We start from the raw sequence: 22,168 nt of genomic DNA, 5'->3' as shown, positions 1-22,168 counted from the left end.
GATTCATGCACATCCCCAATCTAAAAAATAACAACAAAGACAATTATTTCAATATTTTAAAGAAAAAACAAAAAACTAATTTGCTAATCAGATAACTTTAGATATAAATTAGATATATCAAATTAAGGAGAACACTCATGCGACATTCACACGACGATTTTGGCCACGAACACCACCATCATGGCCGTGGCGGGGAGCATCACGGTGGCGGACGCCGCCAGCGCTTCTTTGGCCACGGCGAGTTGCGCCTGGTGATTCTGGATATTCTCACCCGCAACGCCAGTCACGGCTATGAGCTGATTAAAGAGATTGAGAGCATGACGCAGGGAAACTACACCCCGAGTCCTGGTGTGATTTATCCGACTCTCGATTTCCTGCAAGATCAGGCGTTTATTACGATTTCAGAAGAGGAAGGCGGGCGTAGGAAGATTGCCATCACCGTTGCCGGGCAGCACTGGCTTGATGAAAATAAGGAACATCTGGAACACATTCAGGCACGCATTACCGCACGCTGCGTGGGGTTCCAGTTGCGTAAAAACCCGCAAATGAAGCGGGCTTTGGATAACTTCAAAGCGGTACTGGACCTGAAAGTTAATCAGGGAGAGATCAGCGACGCGCAGCTTAAGCAGATTATTGGCGTTATCGACCGCGCAGCGCTGGATATCTCCCAGCTGGATTAAGCCAGCGCTTCCTCGCGCACGCGGAATACTTTTACCAGCTCTTTCAGGTGCAGCGCCTGATCGTTAAGCGAAGCCGCCGCCGCAACAGACTCCTCCACCAGCGCTGAGTTCTGCTGGGTGGTGGAGTCGATCAGGCCAATCGCACTGTTAATTTGCGAGATGCCTTCCGTCTGTTCGTGGCTCGCCTGGCGTATCTCACGCAAAATAACGTCCATCTCTTCCACATTCCCCACCATGCCGTTAATTAGCCCGCTGGCTTTTTCCACCAGGTTCATTCCGTCTTGAGTCTGGCTAGTCGAGCTTTCGATCAGCTGGCGAATTTCGCTGGCTGAGGAGGCGCTTTTCTGCGCCAACTGGCGCACTTCGCCTGCGACCACCGCAAATCCACGCCCATGCTCACCGGCACGCGCCGCTTCGACAGCGGCATTCAGCGCCAGAATATTGGTCTGGAAGGCAATCGCATCGATCAGGTTGATGATGTCGGACATGCGGTTAGAGGTTTCATTAATCAGGCGCATTTTCTGCGTCACCTGCTTCATCATCTCGCCGTTGTTTTTGACCACACTCGCCGCATCGGCGGAGAGATTTGTCGCTTCACCGGTGTGCGCCGCCGTATTTTTCACCGTCGCGGTGATCTGCTCCATCGACGCGGCAGTCTGCTCAACCGAGCTGGCCTGTTCTTCGGTACGTGCCGCCAGATCCTGATTCCCCGCGACAATTTGCGCCGCCGCGCTGGAGATATTTTCCGAGCCGGATTGAACCTGCTGCACAATTTCCAGCAGCCGGGTTTTCATCTCCATCAGCGCATGAAGCAGCAAACCCGTTTCGTCTTTGCTGCGCGTGGTAATGTTGCGGGTTAAATCGCCTTCGGCAATGGCTTCGGCAAACGAGACCGCCTCGCCCAGTGGGCGGGTGATGGAACGCACGATAAACCAGCCAATCGTACTGCCGATCACCACGCTAAACACGGTCAGGATCACCAGCAACAGGCGGTTGGTGTTGAAATCCCCGTCGACCTGCTTCCCGGCGCTCTGCATTTCACTGTTTTGCACCGCGATCAGCTCCTGCACTTTGGCCTTGTATGCCTGTTGCAGGTTCACCGTTTTGGTCATCATCTCCTGGATCGCGCCCTCACGATCCTTGTTCTGCACCGCCTGCAATATCCGGTAACGAGAATCCAGATACTGCTGACGCACATCTCGAATGCCGGTCAGGATCTGTTGCGATTTGGGGTCTTTAAGAGAGTTATTCAGGTCCGTGAGGATGACGGTAATGTGTTCGCTGATCTCCTTCAGCCGCTGCTGCGACTGAGCGGCATACTGGCCCTGCTCGTCCAGCAGCATGAGCTGTTGAGTGCTAACAAATTCCTGGAAGTTATCGATTAACTGATTGGCTTTTACCGTCGTCGGGTAATCCTGGGTAATGATGGATTGCATCCCATTATTTGCCCGATTCAGGCTCAGGAGCGACAGACTGGCGCTTACTACCATCAAAACAATTAAGAATCCAAAGGCCAGAAATAATTTTGTGCCGATCTTTACGTCATGTAAGAACATATATACTCCATCGATGTGATTATTTCTCAGACGATCAGCGTTATCGGTAACTTTCTCGCTAACTTTATGACTTTGATCGTTTTTATATTTCATAACCACGGCAATGGATAGGCTGAATCTATTAATAACGCGCCATCGATCGTTACTTAAGCTTCTGACAGGCTCTTTGTGAAATAGCGTTGGGGTAAATTGGCTTAGGTGAATATAAATAACTGAGGTGATTATTTTAGTTATTTAATATTAAATTAACATTTGAACGTAAATATAATTACAACTTTAGGAACGAAAAAGCCCGCTTATTTTTGCAGAAATAAGCGGGCTTTTTTCCTGAACCTTACTGACTCAATGGAGAACCGTTACCGCATCTTCAAGACGCCCGGCGCGGTGCTTCACCATTGCCGAAACCCGGGCGCTCTCTTCCACCAGATCGGCGTTTTTCTGCGTGATGTCATCCAGTTCAGCCACCGCGCGAGTCAGGTCAGATAGCCCTGTCGCCTGCTCGGACGTCGAGTGGCTGATCTGGGCAATCAGGCGCGTCACATTTTGTACCTGCTCAACAATGTCATCCATAGTGCGCCCGGCGGCATGAACCTGGTCGGAACCCGACTGAACCTTGCTGGCACTGGCATCAATCAGTTTGCGGATATCATTCGCAGCGCTGGCGCTGCGGCTTGCCAGGTGGCGAACCTCTCCGGCCACCACGGCAAAGCCTTTGCCCTGCTCGCCCGCACGCGCCGCTTCTACTGCCGCATTGAGCGCCAGAATATTGGTCTGGAAGGCGATATCGTTGATGAGTTTAGTGATGGAGCCAATCCGCTGGGTGCTGTCGGCAATATCGTCCATCGTTTTCACGACGGTCTGCATTGCGCTGCCGCCTTCAGCCGCCGCACCGCTCGCCACTATCGAGAGTTTATCAGCCGCCGCTGCGGTTTCAGAATTACTCTGCACCGATGCCGCCATCTGATTCATGGTGGTCACCGTCTGCTGCACGTTAGCCACCGTCTGACGGGTGCGGTCATTAAGATCTTCATTGCCCTTCGCCAGGCGATCGCTGCCATCACGCACGCTCACCACCTGACTTGAAACATCATTGATCAGCCAGCGACACATCAGTCCCAGTTGTCCAACGGCACGTAAGGTCAGCCCAAGCTCGTCGCTGCGATTAAGATGGTCGACGCTGTTCCGCTCACCGGTTGCGACTTTGAGCGCCTGTCGGGCCACATTTTCTACCGGACGGACGATTTGCTGCTCGAACAGAACGGTGCCCAGCAGCATCACCAGCGCGCTCGCACCCAATGCGGCCCAGCTCGCATGCGTTGCAATAAGCGTGGCCGCCAGTGCCACAAACAGTATTGCCATGACGCACCGCACCCGCCAGCGCAGCGGCATCGCCGGTAATTTCCCAAACACGCCTTTACTCACCACCAGCCCTTTATGGACGCGCTTGTTGCAGCGCCCTTCGTTCAGCGCTTTGTACAGTGGCTCAACCGCCGCGATCTCTTCCGCCGTCGCCCGGGTACGAATCGACATGTAGCCCGTCACCGCGCCGCCGCGCACCATCGGCACTGCGTTAGCACGCACCCAGTAGTGGTCGCCATTCTTGCGGCGGTTTTTCACGATCCCGCTCCACGGCTCGCCCTGTTTTAGCGTGTACCACATATCGGCAAACGCCGCTTTCGGCATATCCGGGTGGCGCACTAAATTGTGCGGCTGCCCCAGCAATTCATCCAGTTGGTAGCCGCTCACTTTCACGAAGGTGTCGTTGGTGTGGGTCATGTGGCTGTGGAGATCGGTGGTGGACATGAGGGTGGTATCGTCGTTCAGAGGATATTCATTCTGAGTGACATACGGTTGAGCGGACATGATGGGCATCCCTTGCAGGTTATTTGAATGTTAATTTTGTGGGTTTATCTTTTTTCGGCGGTAAACAGTTTATCTTTAGTTGTTAAATCCGATCGAGATCGCAAATTGCGGTTAAACCGCACTTTTTGTACGCATTTCTAATTGATTGATTTAAAATACTTTCATAAAGAAATTACCCACAAAGGCTGACCTGTTAACGTCTCCTTAAGAATCAAAGTCCGCACCACAAGGGTGCAACTGACCCATTCAGGCGCAAATAACCCCCTCGCAAAGCCCAGCGGCAAACCTCGTTTCGCCCTCCCGGCACGATTAAATTTTGCGCAACATTATTTTAACCTGGCATTTATCCCGATTTTCGTTAAGTCACCAGAAGTGGCGTAATCCCTGCAATAATTAATTCAGTATCATGTGATACGCGATCCCCCGGAGCTCATTTTGAACAGGTTACCTTCCAGCGCCTCGGCTCTTGCCTGTACCGCGCACGCACTGAATCTCATTGAAAAGCGAACGCTTGACCATGAGGAGATGAAACAACTTAACCGAGAGGTGATTGATTACTTTAAAGAGCATGTAAATCCGGGGTTTTTAGAGTACCGAAAATCTGTTACCGCTGGCGGGGATTACGGAGCCGTAGAGTGGCAAGCGGGAAGTCTGAATACGCTTGTCGACACCCAGGGACAGGAGTTTATAGATTGCCTGGGTGGTTTTGGAATTTTCAACGTGGGGCACCGTAATCCAGTTGTGGTTTCCGCCGTACAGAATCAGCTCGCGAAACAACCCCTTCACAGCCAGGAACTGCTCGATCCGCTTCGCGCCATGCTTGCGAAGACGCTGGCGGCCTTAACGCCTGGCAAACTGAAATACAGCTTCTTCTGCAATAGCGGCACGGAATCGGTCGAAGCGGCGCTGAAACTCGCCAAAGCGTACCAGTCTCCGCGCGGGAAATTCACCTTTATCGCCACCACCGGCGCGTTCCACGGGAAATCCCTTGGCGCACTGTCGGCTACGGCAAAATCGACCTTCCGCAAACCGTTTATGCCGCTGCTGCCGGGCTTCCGTCACGTGCCGTTTGGCGATATCAACGCGATGCGCACCGTGCTGACCGAGTGCCGTAAAACCGGCGACGACGTGGCGGCGATTATCCTTGAGCCGATTCAGGGCGAAGGGGGGGTGATCCTGCCGCCGCAGGGCTATCTGCCTGCGGTTCGCAAGCTGTGCGATGAGTTTGGCGCGCTGCTTATCCTCGATGAAGTGCAAACCGGGATGGGACGCACCGGCAAGATGTTTGCCTGTGAACACGAGAACGTGCAACCGGACATTCTGTGTCTGGCAAAAGCTCTCGGCGGCGGCGTGATGCCGATCGGCGCAACCATCGCCACCGAAGAGGTGTTCTCGGTGCTGTTCGATAATCCGTTCCTGCATACCACCACTTTTGGCGGTAACCCGCTGGCCTGTGCGGCCGCGCTGGCAACCATCAACGTGCTGCTGGAGCAGAACTTACCGGCTCAGGCGGAGCAGAAAGGCGATATGTTGCTGGACGGTTTCCTGCAGTTAGGCCGCGAGTACCCGGATTTGGTACAGGACGCGCGCGGAAAAGGGATGCTAATGGCCATTGAGTTTGTGGATAACGAAATCGGCTACAACTTCGCGAGCGAGATGTTCCGCCAGCGTGTGTTAGTGGCCGGGACGTTGAACAACTCGAAAACCATCCGCATTGAACCGCCGCTGACGCTGACCATTGAGCAGTGCGAGCAAGTGCTGAAAGCGGCCCGTAAGGCGCTGGCGGCAATAAGGGTGAGTGTGGAAGAGGCATAAGTGCCGATATCTCGCCGGATGGCGCTGCGCTTATCCGGCCTACGTGAGAGTGGTTTCGTAGGCCGGGTAAGCGCAGCGCCATCCGGTTTTTTTAAACGATACGAACGCCCACTGGCATCGCGCGCTCCGCTGTTAACAGCACGCTTTCGCTGCCGTCCTCGGTCTCAGCGCACAGCAGCATACATTCCGACACTTCCCCGCGCATTTTGGCTTTTTCCAGATTACACAGCACCACCACCTCTTTACCGAGTAATTCCTGTTCGGTGTAATACGGCACCAGGCTGGTGACGGTCTGAAGCTGGCGCTCGCCAATATCAATCTGCACGATATACAGCTTATCGGCATTGCCGTGACGCTTTACGTCGATAATTTTCCCGGTGCGCATCTCCAGGCGGGCGAAATCCCCGTAAGAAACCTTTTCCATGATAACCCCCAAGTAAATATTTAGTAAAATTATCACAACATAAGCGGCGTTGCCGATCAATGGATTTTTACTAAATACGCGGGATTCATTACAATGGCGGCAGATTCTATTTTAACTCCCGCGCTGAGGGGCCACATGGCAACACTGAAAGATATCGCAAAGGAAGCGGGCGTGTCGCAGGCCACTGTGTCGCGCATTCTTAACGACGACCGGACGCTAAACGTCAAAGAAGAGACGCGTCACCGGATCCTGGAAATTGCTGAAAAGCTGGAATATCGCGGCAGCAGTGCGCGTAAAAGCCTGATCCAGCATGATGCCTGCCATCACGTGCTGGCACTTTACAGCTACCGTCAGGAGCTGGAAATCAATGACCCCTACTACCTCGCCATCCGTCATGGCATTGAAACCCAATGCGAAAAGCTGAATATCGGCCTGACCAATTGCTATGAAAATCAGGGGCTGCCGGAGATAAGCAAAGTCAGCGGAATTCTGATTGTCGGCAAACCGGCAGAGCAGATGCGCCAGGCGGCAGAAGCCCTGAGCGACAATATCTGCTTTATCGATTTTCACGAGGCGGGTTCCGCTTTTGACTCGGTGGATATCGACCTGGTGCGCATCAGCAAAGAGGTGATCGACTTCTTCGCCGCCCAAGGCGTGCAGCGTATCGGCTTTATCGGCGGCGAAGATGAGCCGGGTAAGGCAGATATTCGCGAAAAAGCGTTCGTCGAATACGGCCAGCTCAAAGGCGTAGTGTCGGAGAAAGATATCTGGCGCGGCGGCTTCTCCAGTTCATCGGGCTATGAGCTGGCGACGAAGATGCTGGCGCAGAACGACTTCCCCGAAGCGCTGTTTGTCGCCTCCGACTCTATTGCCATCGGCGTGCTGCGGGCGATCCACGAGAAAGGGCTAACCATTCCGCAGGATATCAGCCTGATTAGCGTCAACGATATTCCCACCGCGCGCTTTACCTTCCCGCCGCTGACCACCGTGCGCATCCATTCTGAGATGATGGGCAGCCAGGGTGTAAACCTGCTGCTGGAAAAAGCACGCGATGGCCGTGCACTGCCGCTGCAGGTGTTTGTTCCCAGCCGGTTGAAGCTGCGCGGCACGACGCGTTAAACCCCTTGCCGGGTGGCGGCTACGCCTTACCCGGCCTACAAAACCCGAGGCCGTTGAAGGTTTTGTAGGCCCGGTAAGCGCAGCGCCACCGGACAATGACCTCATCTCCCCCTCCCCCCTATTTTCGTGATCCACTTAACTCATTTCATTTTTACTGATTTTATTTAGTAAAATATTTACTAAACTCCCCAGCAATGATGTTTTAACCCACAGGGAGATGACATGAACCGCTGGGAGAATGTTCAGTTAACGCACGAGAACCGGCTGCCGCCGCGCGCGTACTTTTTTGCCTATCACGATATCGATCAAGCCCGCCGCTTTGCCCGCGAGGCTAGCAGCCATTTTCTGCTGCTGAGCGGCCAATGGGCGTTCCGCTATTTCGACCATCCGCTTGAAGTGCCCGAAGCGTTTCCCCACCAGCTGATGAGCGACTGGGGCCAGATTAGCGTGCCGTCCATGTGGCAGCTGGAAGGCCACGGCAAACTGCAATACACCGATGAAGGCTTCCCCTTCCCGATTGACGTGCCATTCGTTCCGAGTGCGAATCCTACCGGCGCCTATCAGCGCGTATTCACGCTTGGTGAAAGCTGGAGCACGCGCCAGACGCTGATTAAATTCGACGGCGTAGAGACCTATTTCGAAGTGTACGTAAACGGCCATTACGTCGGGTTCAGCAAGGGCAGCCGCCTGGCCGCTGAATTCGACGTTTCGCCGTTCGTTCATGCGGGTGAAAACCTGCTGTGTGTCAAAGTGATGCAGTGGGCGGATTCAACCTACATCGAAGATCAGGATATGTGGTGGACGGCGGGGATCTTCCGCGACGTCTATCTGGTGGGTCGCGAGCTGACGCACATCGACGATTTCACCGTTACCACGACCTTCAACGACGACTATTGCGACGCCACTCTCTCCTGCCACGTCGAGCTGGAAAACCTGGCCGCCCAGACGCAAAACGTCACCCTTGAGTATCAGCTTTTCGACGGCGAACAGCGACTGTATCAGGGCGAAGCGCAGGCCAGCGTCAGTCAGCGCCAGGCTCTCGATTTCAGCGTGGATGTGAAGCAGCCCAAACAGTGGTCCGCCGAAACGCCTTATCTGTATCACCTGCTACTGATCCTGAAAAACGCGGCGGGCGAAATACTGGAAGTGGTGCCGCAGCGCGTGGGCTTCCGCGACATCCAGGTGCGCGACGGCCTGATGCTCATCAACAACCATTACGTGATGCTCCACGGCGTGAACCGCCACGATAACGATCATCGCAAGGGGCGCGCGGTGAGTATGGATCGCGTCGAGAAAGATCTGATCCTGATGAAGCAACACAACATCAACTCGGTACGCACCGCCCACTATCCGAACGATCCGCGCTTTTACGAGCTGTGCGATCTCTACGGTCTGTTCGTGATGGCGGAAACTGACGTCGAATCCCACGGATTTGCCAACGTCGGCGATCTGAGCCGCATCACCGACGATCCAACGTGGGAAAGCATGTATGTCGAGCGCATCGTGCGCCACGTGCAGGCGCAGAAAAACCATCCGTCGATTGTCATCTGGTCGCTCGGCAACGAATCCGGCTATGGCTGCAACATTCGCGCGATGGCGAAAGCCTGCAAGGCGCTGGACCCAACCCGTCTGCTGCATTACGAAGAGGACCGCGACGCCGAAGTTGTGGACATCATCTCCACCATGTACACCCGCGTGCCGCTGATGAATGAGTTCGGCGAATATCCGCATCCAAAACCGCGCATCATCTGCGAATATGCCCACGCGATGGGCAACGGTCCCGGCGGATTAAATGAATATCAGAACGTGTTTTATCGTCACGACTGCCTGCAAGGGCATTACGTCTGGGAGTGGTGCGATCACGGCATTCAGGCGCAGGACGCGGACGGCAATACCTTCTACCAGTACGGCGGCGATTTTGGTGACTACCCAAATAACGCCAACTTCTGCCTCGACGGGCTGATCTACTCCGATCAAACACCTGGCCCCGGCCTGCTGGAATACAAGCAGGTGATCGCCCCGGTGAAAGTCAGCGCCGTCGATCTCGCGCGCGGCGAGCTGCGGGTCGAGAACAAACTGTGGTTCAGCACACTCGACGACTACACCCTGCGCGTGGAGATCAAAGCCGAAGGCGAGCTGCTCAGCAGCCAGACGCTGAAAGTAAGTGATTTAGCCCCGAACAGCGCCCGCACCGTTCAGATTACCGTGCCAGAGACAGACGGGCGCGAAAGCTGGGTCAACGTATTCGTCAGCAAAGATTCCGCCACTTCTTACAGCGATGCGAATCACCCGATTGCGCAGTATCAGTTTGCGCTGGCCCCGCGCACCCTGGTCGCGCAGCCGTGGCAGACAGACAGCGCCACGCCACTGGCCGTCAGTGACGAGCGCCTGACCTGCGTCGTCAGCGGACACAACTTCCGCATGGTGTTCTCGAAACTCAGCGGCAAGCTCACGTCCTGGCGGGTGAACGGTGAAGAATTGATCGCCGAAGAGGGCAAAATTAACTTCTTCAAACCGATGATTGATAACCACAAGCAGGAGTACGAAGGGCTGTGGCAACCGAATCATCTGCACATCATGCAGGAACATCTGCGTGCATTTGGCATCAAGCACGACGGTGATGAACTGGTGATTGAAACTCAGACCATCATCGCGCCGCCGGTGTTTGATTTCGGGATGCGCTGCACCTACCGCTGGCGCATCAGCCCTGCCGGTGCACTCGGCGTCGAGCTGGCGGGCACGCCGTATGGCGACTACCCGCACATGATCCCGTGCATCGGCTTTACGCTCGGCATCAACCAACACTTCGATCAGGTGACGTACTACGGGCGTGGGCCAGGCGAAAACTACCCGGACAGCCAGCAGGCGAATCTGATCGACGTCTGGAAAAGCGACGTCGATGCGATGTTCGAAAACTACCCGTTCCCGCAGAACAACGGCAACCGCCAGCAGGTGCGCTGGGCGTCGCTCACCAACCATAGCGGCCACGGCCTGCTCGTGGTGGCGCAAAAGCCGATCCACTTCAGCGCCTGGCCGTACAGCAGCGAAGCAATTCATGCCGCGCGTCACTGCAACGAACTCAAGCGCAGCGGGCATATCACATTGAATCTTGATCACCAACTGCTGGGATTAGGTTCTAACTCCTGGGGCAGCGAAGTGCTGGACAGCTGGCGCGTGCGCTTCCAGCCGTTCCGCTACGGCTTCACCCTGCTACCGACCTGTGGTGACGTGCAGGCCCAGGCGTTTTCTCTTACTCCCGCAGCCGCCGAAAGCGAGGCCGAATAATGGACATTATTAACAACCTGGAAGAGTTTACCCGCCGCTACCACGGTGGTCGCAAATGGCAGCGCTGCGTGGAAGCCATACAGAACATCGACAGCATTCGTCCCGGCGTGGCGCATTCGATTGGCGATTCGCTCAGCTATCGCCTGACCACCGACACCACCACCGACGCGCTTTTCCTCGGACACAGACGATATTTCGACGTGCATTACTACCTGCAGGGTGCGCAAAAAATCGAGTACGCACCGAAAGCGCAGCTTCAGGTGGTGGAGTGCTACCGCGATGAAACCGACCGAGAGTTCTTTAAAGGCTGCGGGACCACCGTGCAGGTGCACGAAGGCCAGATGGTGATCTGCGATATCGACGAAGCCTGCCGCTTTATTAGCGACGGCGCGGTGAAGAAGGTCGTCCTGCGGGTGACCGTAGAAGATGGCTATTTCCATAACAAATAAAAAGATCCGGTGGCGCCGAAGTAGCGCCACTACACTCCTCGTACCCGGAGATTCGTTATGTCAGAGTCCACTGTTTCACAGTCCAAGCGTAATACCATCGGCAAGTTCGGCCTGCTGTCGCTGACCTTTGCCGCCGTTTTTAGTTTTAACAACGTCATCAACAATAATATCGAGCTGGGGCTGGCATCCGCGCCGATGTTCTTCCTGGCGACGCTGTTCTACTTTATTCCGTTCTGTCTGATCATCGCCGAATTCGTCTCGCTGAATAAAAACTCCGAGGCGGGCGTTTATGCGTGGGTGAAAAGTTCGCTTGGCGGGCGCTGGGCATTTATTACCGCCTACACCTACTGGTTCGTGAATTTATTCTTTTTCACCTCGTTATTACCGCGCGTCATTGCCTATGCCTCCTATGCTTTTCTCGGCTATGAGTACATTCTCACGCCGTTTGCGACGGTGGTGCTGAGTCTGGTGCTGTTTGCGTTTTCGACGTGGGTGTCAACCAACGGCGCGAAAATGCTCGGGCCGATTACGTCCGTGACATCCACTCTGATGCTGCTGCTCACGCTTTCCTACATTTTACTGGCGGGCGCGGCGCTGATGGGTGGCGTACAGCCTGCCGATCCGATTACCGTCGATGCGATGATCCCCCACTTTAACTGGGCGTTCCTCGGGATAACCACCTGGATCTTTATGGCCGCTGGCGGCGCGGAATCCGTCGCGGTGTACGTCAACGACGTGAAGGGAGGCTCGAAGTCGTTCGTCAAAGTGATTATCCTCGCCGGGATCGTCATCGGCGTGCTCTATTCCATCACCTCGGTGCTGATCAACATTTTTATCAGCAGCAAAGAGCTGAAATTTACCGGCGGCTCGGTGCAGGTATTCCACGGTCTGGCGGTCTGGTTTGGTCTGCCGGAAGTGCTGATGAACCGCTTCGTGGGTCTGGTCTCCTTCACCGCGATGTTCGGCTCCCTGCTGATGTGGACCGCCACGCCGGTGAAAATCTTCTTCTCCGAAATCCCAACGGGCATCTTTGGGGCGAAAACTGTGGCCCTCAATGAAAACGGCGTTCCGGCGCGCGCGGCGTGGATCCAATATTTGATTGTCATTCCGCTGATGATTATTCCGACAATGGGATCAAATACCGCGCAGGATCTAATGAACACGGTGATTAATATGACCGCCGCCGCGTCGATGCTGCCACCGCTGTTTATTATGCTGGCCTATCTGAACCTGCGTCGCAAACTCGACCATCTGCCGCGTGAATTTAAAATGGGCTCTCGCACCACCGGCATAGTGGTGGTGTCGATGCTGATTGTTATTTTCACCATTGGTTTTATTGCCTCCACCTTCCCGACCGGCGGCAATATTCTGACGATTGTGTTCTATAACGTTGGCGGCATTGTGATTTTCCTCGGCTTTGCGTGGTGGAAATACAGCAAATACGTTAAGGGATTATCGCAAGACGAAAAAAAGATTGAAGCCGCGCCAGCTTCGACCACCTCCTGATCACACCAGAAAATAACAATGAAAATAACTCCTTCTCTTTATGGGGCACTCGCTGCCCTCTCTTTTTGCACGCCATCGATGGCAGCGGAAGAAGTACGACCGGCAGAACATGACGATACACGTACGCCAGAATTGAGCGCCACGTCATTCCGTTTTTACGGCGAGATGGGCGTCGGCGGGTATATGGATCTCGAAGGCCCGGAGAAACACAAATACAGCGACGGAACCTATATCGAAGGCGGGCTGGAGATCAAACACGGCCCGTGGTTCGGCCTGATCTACGGCGAAGGCTGGACCGTGCAAGCGGATCATCAGGGTAACGCCTGGGTTCCCGATCACAGCTGGGGAGGTTTTGAAGGTGGCCTGAACCGTTTTTACGGCGGCTATCGCACGGATGACAGCACCGAAATCATGCTCAGCCTGCGCCAGGATTCATCTCTCGACGACCTGCAATGGTGGGGCGATTTCACGCCCGATCTGGGCTATGTCATCCCCAACACCCGCGACATCATGACGGCGCTTAAAGTGCAAAATCTGGCAGGAAAACTGCGCTACAGCGTGACCGCCACGCCCGCCGGACATCACGACGAGAGTAAAGCGTGGCTACACTTCGGCAAGTACGATCGCTACGACGATAAGTACACCTATCCAGCGATGATGAACGGTTATTTGCAGTACGAATTCATCGATGGCGTGACCTGGATGAACGGTCTGGAAGTAACCGACGGCACCGGCGAATTATTCTTAACCGGGCTGCTGTCACCTAATCTCGCCGCCCGCGCATGGCATCATACCGGGCGCGCCAAAGGGCAAAACGTGCCGGGAACGGAAACCGGGTTTATGGCGAGCGCGATGGTCGAAACGCTAAAAGGGCTCTACTTCTCCACCGCCTGGAGCTACGCCAAACATCGCCCTGATGATTCTGCCGACGAAACCACCTCATTTGCGCAGTTCGGCATCTGGTACGAATACGGCAACGGACGCTTTGCCACCGCCGCCGACAGCCGCTGGTACATGAAAACCGCCTCCGGCGACCCCAGCGACCAGGTTTTCCTGATGCAATATTTCTACTGGTAACAAGGACCGATTAACCATGAAACTGACCACCCCACTCGCCCCGCTGGCCTGTGCTTTGATGCTCAGCCTCTCGGCGCACGCGGCTACCGCTGATAGCTATAAAAACGTGATTAACCGCGTCGGCGCGCCGCACTACATGCAGGATTTTGACAGCGACGACCACCAGCGTTTTAACCCGTTCTTCGATCTCGGGGCCTGGCACGGACATTTGCTACCCGATGGCCCGGAAACAATGGGCGGCTTCCCCGGCCCAGCGCTGCTGACAGAAGAGTACATCAACTTTATGGCCACCAACTTTGACCGCCTGACGGTCACGCGCGGCGGCAAAAAAGTCGATTTCACAATGCAGGCATGGAGCCTTCCCGGCGCATTAGTCCAGACCCTGACCGCGCCGGGCGTGAAGATCGTCATGACCCTGCGCTTCGCCAGCCCGCGCACCTCGCTTCTGGAAACACAAATCACCAGCGACGCGCCTCTCGTTCTGCAATGGGATGGCGAGTTGCTGGAAAAACTGGAAGCCAAAGAGGGCAAAGCGGTTTCCGATAAAACTATCGACAGAGCGTATCCGGACTATCAGCGCCACCTGGCCGCCACGCGCGACGGCGTGAACGTGACGTTTGGCAAAGTGCGTTCGACCTGGGATCTGCTGACCTCCGGGGCATCGCAGTATCAGGTGCATAAGTCGATTCCCGTTGAGACTCACATTGACGGGCATCGCTTCACCAGCACCGCGCACATCAATGGTTCGACGACGATCTGGACCACTTATTCCCATTTGCTGACCGCCGACGACGTCAGCCATGAGAAGGCGCAGATCCGCGATATCCTCGCCCGCCCTGCGCACTTTATGCAGGCGTCGGAGAAGCGCTGGGAAGGTTACTTACAGCGCGGACTGACGAATCCAGACGCCACGCCGGAACAGACGCGCGTCGCGGTGAAAGCCATCGAAACCCTGAACGGTAACTGGCGCTCGCCGGGCGGCGCGGTGAAATTCAATACCGTCACGCCGTCGGTTACCGGGCGCTGGTTCTCCGGCAACCAGATCTGGCCGTGGGATACCTGGAAACAGGCGTTTGCGATGGCGCACTTCAATCCGGAGATCGCCAAAGAGAACATCCGTGCGGTCTTCTCGTGGCAGGTCAAAGCCGACGATAAGGTGCGTCCGCAGGATGCCGGATTTGTTCCGGATCTGATCGCCTGGAACCTCAGTCCGGATCGCGGCGGCGACGGCGGGAACTGGAACGAACGCAATACCAAACCGAGCCTCGCAGCCTGGTCGGTGATGGAAGTGTATAAAACCACCCAGGACAAAGCCTGGCTGGAGGAGATGTATCCGAAACTGGTGGCTTATCACGACTGGTGGCTGCGCAACCGCGATCACAACCACAACGGCGTGCCGGAGTACGGTGCGACGCGCGATAAAGCCCACAACACTGAAAACGGCGAGATGCTGTTCACGGTGAAAACCGGCGATAAAGAGCAAACCCTTTCCGGGCTTAAAAATTACGACGCGACCGTCAGCAAAGGCCAGTACGACAGCCTGCAAATTCCGGCGCAGGTGGCAGCGTCCTGGGAATCCGGGCGCGACGATGCGGCGGTGTTTGGCTTTATCGACAAAGATCAGCTGGATAAATACGTGCAGAATGGCGGGAAACGCAGCGACTGGACGGTGAGCTTCGCCGAAAACCGCGACGCCAAAGACACCCTGCTCGGCTATTCCCTGATGCAGGAGTCCGTCGATCAGGCGAGCTATATGTTCAGCGATAACCGCTATCTGGCGGAAATGGCGACGATCCTCGGTAAACCCGAAGCGGCGAAGCACTACGGACAGCTGGCGGATAAGCTCGCGGGCTACATCAATACCTGCATGTTTGATGCGAAAAGTGGTTTTTATTACGACATCCGCATTGAAGAAAAACCGCTGGCCAACGGCTGCGCGGGCAAACCGATCGTCGAGCGCGGCAAAGGGCCGGAAGGCTGGTCGCCGCTGTTTAACGGCGCAGCGACGCAGGCGCACGCCGATGCGGTGGTGAAAGTGATGCTGGACCCGAAAGAGTTTAATACCTTCGTGCCGCTCGGCACCGCGGCGTTAACCAACCCGGCGTTTGGCGAAGATATCTACTGGCGTGGGCGCGTATGGGTGGATCAGTTCTGGTTTGGGTTGAAAGGGATGGAGCGCTACGGGCATCGCGACGCGGCACTGAAACTGGCGGATACCTTCTTCCAGCACGCCAAAGGGCTGACCAGCGACGGGCCGATTCAGGAGAACTACAACCCGCTGACCGGTGCACAGCAAGGTGCGCCGAACTTCTCGTGGAGTTCTGCGCATTTGTATATGTTGTATAACGATTTTTTCCGTAAGGAGTAGTCTGGGCCCCTCACCCCGGCCCTCTCCCCAAGGGAGAGGGGGAAAAGCGAATGACCCCCTCACCTACAGGGAGAACACCGGACGATCCCCTCTCCCTGTGGGAGAGGGTTAGGGTGAGGGGCAAGGTCTTACTCCGGCATCAACCCCACAAAACTGCGCTTCTTACGCGGCTCCGACATCAACGCCTCAAGCTTATCGACGCACGCCAGATAGTGCGGGGTTTTCTTGTGGGCCAGCACCGCTTCTTCGTCTTTATAGGCCTCGTAGATAAAGAACCGGGTTTTCACTCGCGGGTCCTGCAACACGTCAAACCGCAGATTCCCTGGCTCCTGAATCGCCCCTTCGTGATTAGCGCGAAACACCTCCAGAAACTCATCCACGCGCTCCGGTTTGATATTGATTTCCACTAACGTCACGTTCATTTCACCTCTCCCTGTTTCTCTTCCTGCCAGAACTGGAACGCCTCGCGGGCGCTCATGTTCTCGTGTACTACTTTCTTCACTGCCTTCAGCATCGCCAGCGGCGCGCTGGACTGGAAGATGTTGCGCCCCATATCCACGCCCGACGCCCCCTGATCGATAGCGCGGAAGCACATCTCCAGCGCCTCGTGTTCCGGCAGCTTTTTACCCCCGGCGATCACAATTGGTACCGGGCAGCTGGCGGTCACTTTTTCAAAACCCTCTTCCACGAAATAGGTTTTGACGAATTGCGCCCCCATTTCGGCAGCAATACGGCTGGCGAGCGAGAAGTAGCGCGCGTCGCGAGCCATCTCTTTCCCGACGCCGGTTACCGCCAGTGTCGGAATGCCGTAGCGGTTCCCTGCATCCACCAGTTTGATAATGTTGTTGATCGACTGATGCTCAAATTCGCTACCGATATACACCTGCGCCGCCACGGCGCAGACGTTCAGGCGCAGCGCATCTTCCATCGCCACCGCCACGCATTCGTTCGACAGCTCACCCAGAATCGAGTTACCGCCCGAGGCGCGCAGCACCACCGGTTTGTTGGTGGCGGGCGGCACGGTGCTTCGCAAAATGCCACGGGTACACATCAGCACGTCGGTCTCGGCAAACAGCGGAGCAATCGACAGATCGATGCGCTCAAGCCCGGTGGTTGGCCCCTGAAAATAGCCGTGGTCGAAGGCGAGCATCACCGTGCGGTTGCTTTTTGGATTAAAGATGCGCGCCAGCCGCGACTGCATCCCCCAGTCCAGCGCGCCGCACCCCTTCAGGGTAAAGGGCACGTTCTGCTGCGGCGTGCCGATGCCAAAATCTTTTCCGTCTTTGATGTCATCTAAATCAGCCATGTTCTCCCCCGTCAGAAGTCGTATTTGTCGATGTTCTCTTTGGTGAACACCACGCGCTCCGGCAGCAGCACGATGCCGTTCCCTTTCGCCTCATACTGATAGCCCTGCACGCTGTTCGGCTCGACCTTCAGCACGCCGATGCCTTTCACATCCACGCTGTCGCCGACGTTAAGATCGCCTTTTTTCAACAAATGATCGGCGACATTGACCGCAATTTTGCCCTGCTGTACCACATCCCACAGGCCAAAGGCTTTCACCGTACCGCGCTCGACGTACGGGCGCATCACGTTTGGCGTACTGAAACCGACAATCGCCACCCCTTCACGTTTGAGGTTTTCCGCCGCCTGTGCCGCCGCTGGCAGCGCGTTGGCGTCCGGGGCAATGATCGCGTCCAGATCCGGATAGGCTTTTAAGATCCCTTCGGCGGTTTGCAGAGATTTGGTGGCGTCGTTATAGCCAAACTGGGTGGTCACGACCTGCCATTGCGGGTGGTCTTTCTCGATTTTGGCCTTCGCCTCTTTCACCCACTGGTTCTGGTCGGTTACGGTCGGGCTTGAGTAGAAGAAGGCGACTTTGGCGTTCGGCTTAGTGACCTGTTTTCCGGCCATATCGACCAGCAATCCGCCGAGCTGTTCCGGCGTCCCCTGGTTGATATAGACGCTGCGGCATTCAGGTTTGGTGTCGGAATCCCAGGTCAGCACTTTCACGCCGCGCTGCATCGCACGTTTCAGCGCCGGGCAGAGGCCGTCCGGCGAGACGGCGGAGACGATAATCGCGTTGAAGCCCTGGTTAACGAAGTTGTTGATGAGCTGCACCTGGCCGGAGACGCTCGGCTCGGTCGGGCCGTCGTAGGTCACGTCCACACCGAGTTCTTTACCCGCCTCTTTCGCGCCGTTGCCGCCGCTGGTAAAGAAGCCGACGCCAACCAGTTTCGGAATGAAGGCAATCCGTTCGGCGGCCTGCGCCGAGGCAAAGCTTAACGCCATCGCCAGGACTATCAGTTTTGTTTTCATCTTACGCTCCGGGTATTTTTTGTGAGAAGAGTGCGCAGCCATTCACGGTGCAAACTCAGCGAACGTCCCATCACCACCACAACCAGCAGCGCCCCTGACAGCGCGCTCGACACCTGGTTGGGGATGCCGACCATCTGTAAACCCTGTTGCAGATACCCCACCAGCAATGCCGCCAGCGCCGTACCGACAACCGAACCTGAACCGCCATAAATATTCGCCCCGCCGAGCACCGCTGCCGTCAGCGCAGGCATCAGCAAGTCGCGCCCCAAATCAGAACGCGCCGAGCCGAAATAGGAGACCATCACCAGCGCGGCAATGGCCGACGCCACGCCAACCAGCCCGTACAGCGCATAGGGCATTCCGTTCACCGACAGCGCCGCATAGCGTGCCGCACGCGGGTTTTGCCCAATCAAAAACAGGTGTCGACCAAAGCGCCCGCGATGGGTGAGAAGCCAAAAGAAGAAGGTGATCACTGCAAAAAGCACTAACGGAATTGGCAGGCCAAACAGCGTCAGATTGGCAAACGCCGTAAAGCTGTCCGGGAAGCCGCCGATGCCCTCATAGCCGGTCGCGCCCGCCATGCCGGAGAGCAGCAGCGCGCCGCCGCCGTAGAGGTAAAGCGTGCCGAGGGTGATCACCAGCGGGCTGATGCCGGTGTAGTGAATCAGTGCGGCGTTGAACAGGCCGCACAGCAGGCCAACCAGCAGCGTGAGTGGGATCGCCAGCGCCATCGGCCAGCCTGCCTGCATCATCACGCCCAGCGCAATCGCGCACAGGCCAATGGTCGAACCGAGAGAAATATCAATCCCACCGCTGATGATCACCAGTGTCAGCGGCAGCGCCACAATGCCGATGCAGATGAAATCGCTGGTGCTGAACAGCAGCATGTTGATGTCTAGCATGCGCGGGTTGATGGCCCCGAATAGCAGGATCTCCAGCACCAGTAAAATCAGCAGCGCGCTTTCCCAGTTAAGCTTCATTTACGCCACCTCTTTTTTGCGTTTCGGAAACGGGGTGACGTGCTTTCCCCCTTTATTGCCCGGCTGGAAACGGCTGTACTTCAGCGCACGCTGATGGCGGGTCAGCGCCTGGCGCAGCCGCCCGTCGAGGACCAGCACGCCGAGCAGCACCAGCCCGGCGATAAAGTCGTTCCACCAGGCAGGGAGCTTGAACAGCACCAGCACGGTGTCGATTTGCGTGAGGAAAAAGGCACCGAGAAACGCGCCGACCAGCGTCCCGGTTCCGCCAAGCAGCGAAATGCCGCCCAGCACGCAGGCGGCGATGGCTTTCATCTCCAGCCCGCTGCCGGTCTGATTCGGCACAAAACCGATCTGCGAGGCAAAGACGATCCCGGCGCAGGCAGCCAGCACGCCATTAAGCGTAAAGGCGATCATCCGGGTGCGGTTCACCGCCACGCCGAGCTGGCGCGCAGCGGCGAGGTTATCGCCCACGGCGTAAAAATCGCGGCCCGACGCGGTGCGCGACAGCGTCCACGCGCCAATCAGTGCCAGACACAGCACCACCATCCCAAGCGGCGAAATGCCCACCGCGACCGGCTCCGACAGCGCTTTCAGGCTAGACGGTAAACCTTCGATCCACTTCCCGCCGGTCCACAGCAGCATCGCGCCACGGTACAGCCCCAGCGTACCGAGCGTGGCGACAATCGCCGGAATGCGCAGCCCGACCACCAGTAGCCCGTTAAAGGCCCCGGCCAGCGCACCAATCGCCACCGCAAACAGCATTGAAACCGGCAGACTGTAGCCATTGTTGAGCGCCACGCCGACGGCGATCGCACACAGCCCGACGGTCGAACCGACCGACACATCAATGTTGCGCGTCAGCATCACCAGCGTCGCGCCCAGCGCCAGCAGGATCAGGATTTGCGAACTGGCGAAAATCATCCCCAGGGTCTGAAAACTCAAATAGGCCGGATTGAGCGCAACCAGCACGCCGAACAGCGCCAGAATGGCGAGGAAGGCGCTCAACTCGCGGTTTTTAAGTAAGGTCTTCATGATTGGCCTCCAAAAGCCAGCGCCATCATTCTGTCGACGCTGACGGCGTGGCGCGGGAGTTCGCCGTTGAGCACGCCCTGATGCATCACCAGTACGCGGTCGGCGAGCCCCGGAAATTCATCGAGATCGCTGGAGATCATCAGCACCGCCACGTTTTGTGCCGCCACGCTTTTGATCAGTTGATAGATATCCGCGCGGGCCGAAACGTCCACCCCGCGCGTCGGTTCATCGACGATCAGCAGCAGCGGATTGGCCTCCAGACAGCGCGCCAGCAGGACCTTCTGCTGATTGCCGCCGGAGAGCGTACGCACGGTTTGATCCGGGTGATTGAGTTTGATCCCCAGCGCCCGGTGATAACGCTCCACCACCGCCGCTTCACGCTTGCGCTGCTGCCAGATGGAGGGCTCATTCAGCGCCACGGTGTTCCAGCGGATCGGCGCATCGAGAAACAGACCGGACACCTGCCTGTCTTCCGGGAGGTAAACCAGCCCCTTGTCGAGGCGCGACAGCACCGAGTCGCCACCGATCTCCTGATTTTCCAGCCAGATCTTTCCGCCGCGAACGGGGCGCAGTCCGTACAGCGTTTCGGCAAATTCCGTGCGCCCCGATCCTACAAGACCCGCCAGCCCAACGATCTCTCCGGCATAGATCTCAAGATTTAGATCGATAAAGCCTTCGCCCGTCAGATCTTCCACCCGCAGCACCGGGAAATCCTGCGCCTGGGTGCGCCGATTGCCCGGCAGCGCCAGCCACAATTTTTGCGTGTCGCTTAAGGTGTGTTCACGGCTGACGGGCGTCATCGCCGCAATTAAGGCGCTGTCGTCGAACGCCGCGGTTTCGCCGCTCAGCACTACCGCCCCGTCGCGCATCACCGAGACGTGGCTGGCGAGCAGGCGAATCTCCGGCAGTTTGTGGGAGATAAACACGATGCCGACGCCGAGCGCCTGTAGCGCGCGAATCTGGCGAAACAGGCGCTCGGTTTCCCCTGGTGTGAGCGACGCCGTCGGTTCATCGAGGATCAGGATTTTCGCCTCGCGCATTAATCCGCGCAGGATCTCCACCATCTGCTGATCCGCCACTTCCAGCGTGCTGGCGGCAGCGTCGAGATTAAGCTGGCATTGCAGCTGCTGGAGTTTATCGGCGAGGCGTTTTTCGAGCGCAGTCCCGCGCGGCAGGCGGAACAGGATGTTTTCACGCACGGTAAGATTGGGAAATAACATCGGCTCCTGCGGCACCAGATAGATCCCTAACTGGTGCGCCTGGCCGGGCTTAAGGCGCGCAAAAGGTTTTCCTTCAACGGTCAGTTCACCGCCGTCGGGCGTTTCCACCCCGGCGATAATTTTCATCAACGTCGATTTTCCCGCGCCGTTACCGCCCATCAAGGCGTGGACCTGACCGGACAGCAGCGTGAAATCAATGCCTTTCAGCACCGGCACGCCGGAGAACTGCTTGTGGATATCACGCGCTTCGATCAGGACCGTCATCATCGCTCCATTTTGAACAAATGATTTTTTGATTTAATAATGTTCAAAAGCGTAGACGGTGAACTATATTGACAACCGTGCAGGGATCACAATTTCATGGATTAAGATCCTAATAACCGGTCGTCGTTTTTTTAAAGATCCGTTTTGCCGCGTGGCTCACACTTTCTGCCTGCGTCAAAGCGAACATATGATCTAAATTTTTATAAGAGTT

Annotated in this window: 17 protein-coding genes and 2 pseudogenes; 8 read left to right on the top strand and 11 right to left on the bottom strand. The window is 56.5% G+C overall.

Features of this window, described 5'->3' with window-relative positions; translation table 11 throughout:
• Positions 1-137: 137 nt before the first annotated feature.
• Positions 138-680, top strand: a complete 543-nt coding sequence (locus tag C3708_RS03840) for a PadR family transcriptional regulator (protein WP_103947004.1) — start codon at positions 138-140, stop codon at positions 678-680.
• Here the strand turns inward: C3708_RS03840 and C3708_RS03835 are convergent.
• From C3708_RS03835 to C3708_RS24015, 4 genes and pseudogenes are all read right to left on the bottom strand, one after another.
• Positions 677-2,236, bottom strand: coding sequence for a methyl-accepting chemotaxis protein (locus tag C3708_RS03835; protein WP_095283472.1), 1,560 nt, complete (start codon positions 2,234-2,236; stop codon positions 677-679). The two genes, C3708_RS03840 and C3708_RS03835, sit on opposite strands and share 4 nt — an antisense overlap.
• 342 nt (positions 2,237-2,578) lie before the next feature.
• A pseudogene (locus C3708_RS24025) lies at positions 2,579-3,130 on the bottom strand (methyl-accepting chemotaxis protein); the annotation flags it as partial.
• A 292-nt stretch (positions 3,131-3,422) separates the two neighbouring features.
• Positions 3,423-3,602, bottom strand: coding sequence for a Kazal-type serine protease inhibitor domain-containing protein (locus tag C3708_RS24020; RefSeq protein WP_370446863.1), 180 nt, complete (start codon positions 3,600-3,602; stop codon positions 3,423-3,425).
• 167 nt (positions 3,603-3,769) lie between these two features.
• Positions 3,770-4,039, bottom strand: a pseudogene (locus tag C3708_RS24015) (PAS domain-containing protein); the annotation flags it as partial.
• 495 nt (positions 4,040-4,534) lie between these two features.
• Here C3708_RS24015 and ygjG point away from each other — a divergent pair.
• Positions 4,535-5,914 (top strand): putrescine aminotransferase, encoded by a 1,380-nt coding sequence (gene ygjG, locus C3708_RS03820; protein WP_167381242.1) that lies wholly within the window; start codon positions 4,535-4,537, stop codon positions 5,912-5,914.
• Between the two features lie 91 nt (positions 5,915-6,005).
• Here ygjG and C3708_RS03815 read toward each other — a convergent pair whose 3' ends face one another.
• Complete coding sequence (locus tag C3708_RS03815) at positions 6,006-6,338, bottom strand: tRNA-binding protein (protein ID WP_103947006.1); 333 nt, start codon at positions 6,336-6,338, stop codon at positions 6,006-6,008.
• 135 nt (positions 6,339-6,473) lie between these two features.
• Between C3708_RS03815 and ebgR the strand changes: the two genes are divergently transcribed.
• From ebgR to ygjK, 6 genes are all read left to right on the top strand, one after another.
• Positions 6,474-7,457 carry a transcriptional regulator EbgR gene (ebgR, locus tag C3708_RS03810; protein WP_103947007.1) on the top strand — a complete coding sequence of 328 codons (984 nt, stop codon included), beginning with the start codon at positions 6,474-6,476 and terminating at the stop codon, positions 7,455-7,457.
• A gap of 222 nt (positions 7,458-7,679) precedes the next feature.
• Positions 7,680-10,742, top strand: coding sequence for a beta-galactosidase subunit alpha (gene ebgA, locus C3708_RS03805; protein WP_103948879.1), 3,063 nt, complete (start codon positions 7,680-7,682; stop codon positions 10,740-10,742).
• Positions 10,742-11,191, top strand: coding sequence for a beta-galactosidase subunit beta (locus C3708_RS03800; protein ID WP_103947009.1), 450 nt, complete (start codon positions 10,742-10,744; stop codon positions 11,189-11,191). Before ebgA ends, C3708_RS03800 begins: the two co-directional genes overlap by 1 nt.
• A 57-nt stretch (positions 11,192-11,248) precedes the next feature.
• Entirely contained in the window at positions 11,249-12,697 is a 1,449-nt protein-coding gene (locus C3708_RS03795) for an amino acid permease (protein ID WP_095283479.1), read from the top strand.
• 18 nt (positions 12,698-12,715) lie between these two features.
• Positions 12,716-13,774: a protein YgjJ gene (ygjJ, locus tag C3708_RS03790; protein WP_103948878.1), complete on the top strand. Its 1,059-nt coding sequence runs from the start codon at positions 12,716-12,718 to the stop codon at positions 13,772-13,774.
• Between the two features lie 16 nt (positions 13,775-13,790).
• Complete coding sequence (gene ygjK, locus C3708_RS03785) at positions 13,791-16,142, top strand: alpha-glucosidase (RefSeq protein ID WP_103948877.1); 2,352 nt, start codon at positions 13,791-13,793, stop codon at positions 16,140-16,142.
• 128 nt (positions 16,143-16,270) lie between these two features.
• Here the strand turns inward: ygjK and lsrG are convergent, their stop codons facing one another.
• The 6 genes from lsrG to lsrA are packed head-to-tail and all read right to left on the bottom strand — an operon-like array spanning position 16,271 to position 21,957.
• Positions 16,271-16,564, bottom strand: a complete 294-nt coding sequence (gene lsrG / locus C3708_RS03780; protein ID WP_095283482.1) for a (4S)-4-hydroxy-5-phosphonooxypentane-2,3-dione isomerase — start codon at positions 16,562-16,564, stop codon at positions 16,271-16,273.
• The gene (gene lsrF, locus C3708_RS03775) at positions 16,561-17,448 is read right to left on the bottom strand and encodes a 3-hydroxy-5-phosphonooxypentane-2,4-dione thiolase (RefSeq protein WP_095283483.1); all 888 of its coding nucleotides are present in this window, start codon (positions 17,446-17,448) and stop codon (positions 16,561-16,563) included. Before lsrF ends, lsrG begins: the two co-directional genes overlap by 4 nt.
• Positions 17,449-17,459: 11 nt before the next feature.
• Positions 17,460-18,461, bottom strand: coding sequence for an autoinducer 2 ABC transporter substrate-binding protein LsrB (lsrB, locus tag C3708_RS03770; protein ID WP_095283484.1), 1,002 nt, complete (start codon positions 18,459-18,461; stop codon positions 17,460-17,462).
• Positions 18,458-19,441 carry an autoinducer 2 ABC transporter permease LsrD gene (lsrD, locus tag C3708_RS03765; protein ID WP_095283485.1) on the bottom strand — a complete coding sequence of 328 codons (984 nt, stop codon included), beginning with the start codon at positions 19,439-19,441 and terminating at the stop codon, positions 18,458-18,460. The genes lsrB and lsrD overlap by 4 nt, the downstream gene beginning before the upstream one ends.
• On the bottom strand, positions 19,442-20,473 hold the full coding sequence (gene lsrC, locus C3708_RS03760) for an autoinducer 2 ABC transporter permease LsrC (protein ID WP_103948876.1): 1,032 nt from the start codon (positions 20,471-20,473) through the stop codon (positions 19,442-19,444).
• The gene (gene lsrA / locus C3708_RS03755; RefSeq protein WP_103948875.1) at positions 20,470-21,957 is read right to left on the bottom strand and encodes an autoinducer 2 ABC transporter ATP-binding protein LsrA; all 1,488 of its coding nucleotides are present in this window, start codon (positions 21,955-21,957) and stop codon (positions 20,470-20,472) included. The genes lsrC and lsrA overlap by 4 nt, the downstream gene beginning before the upstream one ends.
• Positions 21,958-22,168: the final 211 nt, after the last annotated feature.

Source organism: Lelliottia sp. 7254-16 (assembly GCF_002922995.1).
Classification (GTDB): Bacteria; Pseudomonadota; Gammaproteobacteria; order Enterobacterales; family Enterobacteriaceae; genus Enterobacter; species Enterobacter jeotgali.
This window is presented reverse-complemented; position numbering and strand designations above follow the sequence as displayed.